Below are 5,345 nucleotides of genomic sequence, written 5' to 3'. Positions count from 1 at the left end.
GGCGACGAAGCCCTTGGCGAACTCTTTGGCGTATCCCTTGCTCTCCTGTGCGAAGTCGGACGCGAAGATCCCTGTGGGCTTCTGGCTGCCGGACTGGACGACTCCAGCACCCAAGCCCTCAACGACCCCAGCGCCACCCTCAGCGAGCTGAGCCGCGCCATGGGCGACGCCCTGCTCAACTCCTCCGTCGTCTTCGTGATCTCCCTGGTCGGCACCGTCATCGCGACCGCGCTGCTCACGACCGTCACCAGCCGCGCCGTGCTCGGCAAAGCGGTGAGCATCGGCGAAGCCTGGCGGGACGCCCGCCCCCAGATCCTCAAACTGTTCGGCCTCATCTGCGTGTTGCTGCTCATCACCGTCGGCGCCGTCACCGCGGGAGCCCTGCCCGGCTTCCTCGTCACCGTCGCCGGGGGCAGCGGCCCGGGCATCGCCCTCACCGTCCTCGGCATCATCGGCGCCGGCATCGTCGCGCTGTGGCTGGCGATCCGCTTCTCCCTCGCCTCTCCCGCCCTCATGCTGGAGAAGCAGGGCATCAAGAAGGCCATGAGCCGCTCCGCGAAGCTCGTCCAGGGCACCTGGTGGCGGATCTTCGGCATCCAGCTGCTCGCCACGCTCATCGCGAACGTCGTCGCCTCGATCATCGTCATCCCCTTCACCCTGCTCGCCGCGGCCCTCAGCGGCGACGGCCTCACCGGCTGGCTCAACACCGGTGTCGGCAGCCTCGGCTGGACGTTCCTCATCATCAGCGGCATCGGTTCGGTGATCGGCTCCATGATCACGTTCCCGATCACGGCGGGCGTCACCGTGCTCCTCTACATCGACCAGCGCATCCGCCGCGAGGCCCTCGACCTCGAACTGGCCCGCGCCGCCGGGGTCCAGGGCTACGGCTCCACCGCCCCCGGCGACACCCCGGGGAGCTGATGCGGTGAGCCGGGCGGGGGAACTTCTCACAACGGCGCTGCCACGCGCCGGCATACGGACGCTGCTGAGCGCCGGCGACACCTCCCTGCTGTCGTCGGCCCGCTCCGCCGACGACCCGCCCCTCACCATCCCGCGCGACCCCGCCCGCGAGGCGGCCCGGCGCGAGCTGTCCAAGCGGATGTACCACGAGAACGACCCCAGCCTGTTCCAGCGCGCCCTCGACGCCTTCTGGGAATGGCTCGGCAAACTCCTCAACGCCGCCTCGACCGCCACCCCCGGCGGCACACTCGGCCTGATCGTCATCATCGTGGCCGTCATCGCGGTCCTGGCCGCCCTGTGGTGGCGCCTGGGCACCCCACGCCGCCAACCCACCTCGTCCGCAACCCTGTTCGACGACCGCCCCCGCAGCGCCGCCGACCACCGCGCCGCCGCCGAGGCACACGCCGCCCAGAGCCACTGGAACCAGGCCGTCCAGGAACGCATGCGCGCCCTCGTCCGCGCTCTGGAGGAACGCGCCCTCCTCGATGTCCGCCCCGGCCGCACCGCCGACGAGGCCGCAGCCGACGCCGGCCGGACCCTGCCCGCCCACACCGACCGGCTGCGCACCGCCGCCCGCGACTTCGACGACGTGACGTACGGCGGCCGCTCGGCGACCGAGCAGTCGTACCACCGCATCGCAGAACTCGACCGCGACCTGGAACGCACCAGGCCCCAGCTCGCGACGAGCAGCGCCGCCACGGCCCCCCACACCCGCCAGGGAGCCGCCGAATGACCACCGAGGCCACCCTCGCACCCACCTCGGCCTCGCCCACCGCCCGCCAGGTGTGGACCCGCGCGCGCGGCATCGCGCTCGCCGTCGTGGTACTCCTCGCCGGAGCCGTCGCCATCGCCGTCGTCCGCTCCGACGCCCGCCACGGCGAACTCGACCCGCGCTCCGCCGACCCGGGCGGCAGCCGCGCCATCGCCGAACTCCTCGCCGACCGGGGCGTGGACACCCGCGTGGTCACCACCCTGGACGAGGCAGCCACCGCGGCCGGCCCGGACACGACCCTCCTGGTGGCCGCCCCCGACCTGCTGACCCCCGGTCAGCAGACCCGCCTGCACCGCGCGTTCGCCGACTCCCACGGCCGCACCGTCCTGGTCGCCTCCGGCAGCGCCTCCATCGAACGGCTCGCCCCCGGCGTCACCGCAGACCCCGCCACCAGCCTCGACTCGACGCTCGCCCCCGACTGCGCTCTGCCCGCCGCCCGACGCGCGGGCACCGCCGACACCGGCGGCGTCCGCTACACCACCACCCACCTCGGCGCCGACACGTGCTACCCCAGCGAACGCCTGGCCACCCTGCTCCGCCTCCCGAACGAGAAGGGGAACGGCGACACCATCGCCCTCGGCGCGCCCGACATCCTCCTCAACGACCGCCTCGACGAGCAGGGCAACGCCTCGCTCGCCCTCCAACTCCTCGGCTCCCGCCCCCATCTGGTCTGGTACCTCCCCTCGCTCTCCGACACGTCGGCCACCAATACCGACGACGAACGCAGCTTCTTCGACCTGCTCCCCTCGGGCTGGCTCTGGGGCACCCTGCAACTCTTCGTCGCCGCAGCCCTGGCCGCCCTCTGGAGGGCACGCCGGCTCGGCCCCCTCGTGCCCGAAAAACTCCCCGTCGCGATCCGCGCCTCCGAAACCGCCGAAGGCCGCGCCCGCCTCTACCGCAAGACCGACGCCCGCGACCGCGCGGCCGACGCTCTCCGCTCCACCACCCGCACCCGCCTCGCCCCCCTCGTGGGCGTCCCCGTCACCCAGGCGCACACGCCCGAGGCCCTGCTCCCCGCCCTGTCCGCTCACCTCCACGGCGACGGCCAGGACCAGCACGCCCTCCTCTTCGGACCACCGCCCAGCGACGACGCAGCACTCATCGCACTCGCCGACCGACTCGACGCCCTCGAAAGAGAGGTACGCCGTCCATGATGGACCCGACCACTGACAACGCCGGGCAGACCGGGGATACGGGCACCGCCCGCGACGCCCTGGAGTCCCTGCGCGCCGAGATCGCCAAGGCCGTGGTCGGCCAGGACCCCGCCGTCACCGGCCTCGTCGTCGCCCTGCTCTGCCGCGGCCACGTCCTCCTCGAAGGCGTCCCCGGCGTCGCCAAGACCCTCCTGGTCCGCGCCCTCGCCGCCGCCCTCGAACTCGACACCAAACGCGTCCAGTTCACCCCCGACCTCATGCCGAGCGACGTGACCGGCTCCCTGGTCTACGACACCCGCAGCGCCGAGTTCTCCTTCCAGCCCGGCCCGGTCTTCACCAACCTCCTCCTCGCCGACGAGATCAACCGCACGCCCCCCAAGACCCAGTCGTCCCTCCTCGAAGCCATGGAGGAACGCCAGGTCACCGTCGACGGCACCCCCCGCCCCCTCCCCGACCCCTTCCTGGTCGCAGCGACCCAGAACCCGGTCGAGTACGAGGGCACCTACCCCCTCCCGGAAGCCCAGCTGGACCGCTTCCTCCTCAAACTCACCATCCCCCTCCCCTCCCGCCAGGAAGAGATCGACGTCCTCACCCGCCACGCCGAAGGCTTCAACCCACGCGACCTCCACGCCGCCGGCGTACGCCCCGTGGCGGGTCCGGCCGACCTGGAAGCAGCCCGCGCAGCGGTCGCCAAGACGACGATCTCCCCGGAGATCACCGCCTACGTCGTCGACATCTGCCGCGCCACCCGCGAGTCGCCGTCCCTCACCCTCGGCGTCTCCCCCCGAGGCGCCACGGCCCTGTTGGCCACCGCCCGCGCCTGGGCCTGGCTGACCGGCCGCGACTACGTTATCCCCGACGACGTGAAGGCCCTCGCCCTCCCCACCCTCCGCCACCGCGTACAGCTCCGCCCCGAGGCCGAAATGGAAGGCGTGACGGCCGACTCCGTCATCAACGCGATCCTCGCCCACGTCCCCGTCCCCCGCTGATGGCACTCACCGGACGCGCCGCCCTCCTCGCGGCCCTGGGCTCCCTCCCTGTCGGCATCTGGGAGCCCAGCTGGACGGGCATCCTCGCGGTCAACGCCCCCTTGGCGGTTGCCTGCGCCTGCGACTTCGCGCTGGCCGCCCCCGTACGCCGGCTCGGCCTGACCCGCTCGGGCGACACCTCCGTACGCCTCGGCGACACGGCGGATGTGAACCTGACCATCACCAACCCGTCCGGCCGCCCGCTCCGCGCCCGGCTCCGCGACGCCTGGCCCCCCAGCAGCTGGCAGCCCGGCACGGAAGCGACGGCATCCCGCCACCGCCTCACGGTCCCATCGGGCGAACGCCGCCGCACCACGACCCGCCTACGCCCCACCCGCCGAGGCGACCGCCAAGCCGACCGCATCACGATCCGCTCGTACGGCCCCCTCGGCCTGTTCGCCCGCCAGGGCACCCACAGCGCTCCCTGGACGGTTCGCGTCCTGCCCCCGTTCACCAGCCGTAAGCACCTGCCCTCCAAACTGGCCCGCCTGCGCGAACTGGACGGCCGCACCAGCGTCCTCACCCGCGGCGAGGGCACGGAGTTCGACAGCCTGCGCGAATACGTCCCCGGCGACGACACCCGCTCCATCGACTGGCGCGCCACGGCCCGCCAGACCACGGTCGCCGTACGCACCTGGCGGCCTGAGCGCGACCGCCACATCCTCCTGGTCCTCGACACCGGCCGCACCTCCGCCGGCCGCGTGGGCGACGCACCCCGCCTCGACGCCTCGATGGACGCGGCCCTCCTCCTCGCAGCCCTCGCCTCCCGCGCCGGCGACCGCGTGGACCTCCTCGCCTACGACCGCAAGGTCCGCGCCCTGGTTCAGGGGCGCACCGCGGGCGACGTCCTTTCCGCCCTGGTCAACGCGATGGCCACGCTCGAGCCGGAACTCGTCGAAACGGACGCGCGAGGCCTCACAGCCACTGCTCTGCGTACGTCCCCCCGCCGCTCCCTGATCGTCCTGCTCACCACCTTGGACGCGGCTCCCATCGAAGAGAGCCTGCTCCCGGTCCTGGCCCAGCTCACCCAGCGCCACACGGTTTTGCTGGCATCGGTGGCTGACCCGCACATCACCGATATGGCGAAGGCCCGTGGCGATGTCGACGCCGTCTACGAAGCTGCCGCAGCCGCCCAGGCCCAGTCGGAGCGCCACCGCACCGCAGAACAACTCCGCCGCCACGGCGTCACGGTCGTCGACGCCACACCGGACGACCTCGCGCCGGCACTCGCGGACGCGTATTTGGCATTGAAGGCAGCGGGGCGCCTGTAACAGATGGAAGCTCCCGAAAGGGGGCCCTAAACGCAGAAAACCCCCGCATCAAAAGATGCGGGGGTTTTCCCAAAAATTGTTCGGCGGCGTCCTACTCTCCCACAGGGTCCCCCCTGCAGTACCATCGGCGCTGTAAGGCTTAGCTTCCGGGTTCGAAATG

General features: G+C 72.3%; 4 protein-coding genes, 1 rRNA gene and 1 pseudogene. 5 read left to right on the top strand and 1 reads right to left on the bottom strand.

Annotation, left to right across the window (positions count from 1 at the left end):
- The 5 genes and pseudogenes from ABZ281_RS36200 to ABZ281_RS36180 form a co-directional block, all read left to right on the top strand.
- Positions 1-921 (top strand): annotated as a pseudogene (locus ABZ281_RS36200) (glycerophosphoryl diester phosphodiesterase membrane domain-containing protein); the annotation flags it as partial.
- A gap of 4 nt (positions 922-925) precedes the next feature.
- Positions 926-1,693, top strand: a complete 768-nt coding sequence (locus ABZ281_RS36195; protein ID WP_356662299.1) for a DUF4129 domain-containing protein — start codon at positions 926-928, stop codon at positions 1,691-1,693.
- On the top strand, positions 1,690-2,886 hold the full coding sequence (locus tag ABZ281_RS36190) for a DUF4350 domain-containing protein (RefSeq protein WP_356662298.1): 1,197 nt from the start codon (positions 1,690-1,692) through the stop codon (positions 2,884-2,886). The genes ABZ281_RS36195 and ABZ281_RS36190 overlap by 4 nt, the downstream gene beginning before the upstream one ends.
- A complete protein-coding gene (locus tag ABZ281_RS36185) occupies positions 2,886-3,875 on the top strand; it encodes a MoxR family ATPase (RefSeq protein WP_356662300.1) in 990 nt (329 codons plus the stop codon). The genes ABZ281_RS36190 and ABZ281_RS36185 overlap by 1 nt, the downstream gene beginning before the upstream one ends.
- Entirely contained in the window at positions 3,875-5,185 is a 1,311-nt protein-coding gene (locus ABZ281_RS36180) for a DUF58 domain-containing protein (protein ID WP_356662297.1), read from the top strand. Before ABZ281_RS36185 ends, ABZ281_RS36180 begins: the two co-directional genes overlap by 1 nt.
- A 78-nt stretch (positions 5,186-5,263) precedes the next feature.
- Here ABZ281_RS36180 and rrf read toward each other — a convergent pair.
- Positions 5,264-5,345: ribosomal RNA gene (rrf, locus tag ABZ281_RS36175) — 5S ribosomal RNA — on the bottom strand; the annotation flags it as partial.

Source organism: Streptomyces sp. NPDC006265 (genome assembly GCF_040613555.1).
Taxonomy (GTDB): domain Bacteria; phylum Actinomycetota; class Actinomycetes; order Streptomycetales; family Streptomycetaceae; genus Streptomyces.
The sequence above is the reverse complement of the archived record's forward strand: the minus strand, read 5'-3'. Positions and strand labels throughout refer to the sequence as shown.

What these genes read in the sequence shown, in the direction of transcription:
- ABZ281_RS36190 (WP_356662298.1), top strand. Translation starts at nt 1,690, where the DNA reads ATGACCACCGAGGCCACCCTCGCACCCACCTCGGCCTCGCCCACCGCC.
- ABZ281_RS36185 (WP_356662300.1), top strand. Translation starts at nt 2,886, where the DNA reads ATGGACCCGACCACTGACAACGCCGGGCAGACCGGGGATACGGGCACC.
- ABZ281_RS36180 (WP_356662297.1), top strand. Translation starts at nt 3,875, where the DNA reads ATGGCACTCACCGGACGCGCCGCCCTCCTCGCGGCCCTGGGCTCCCTC.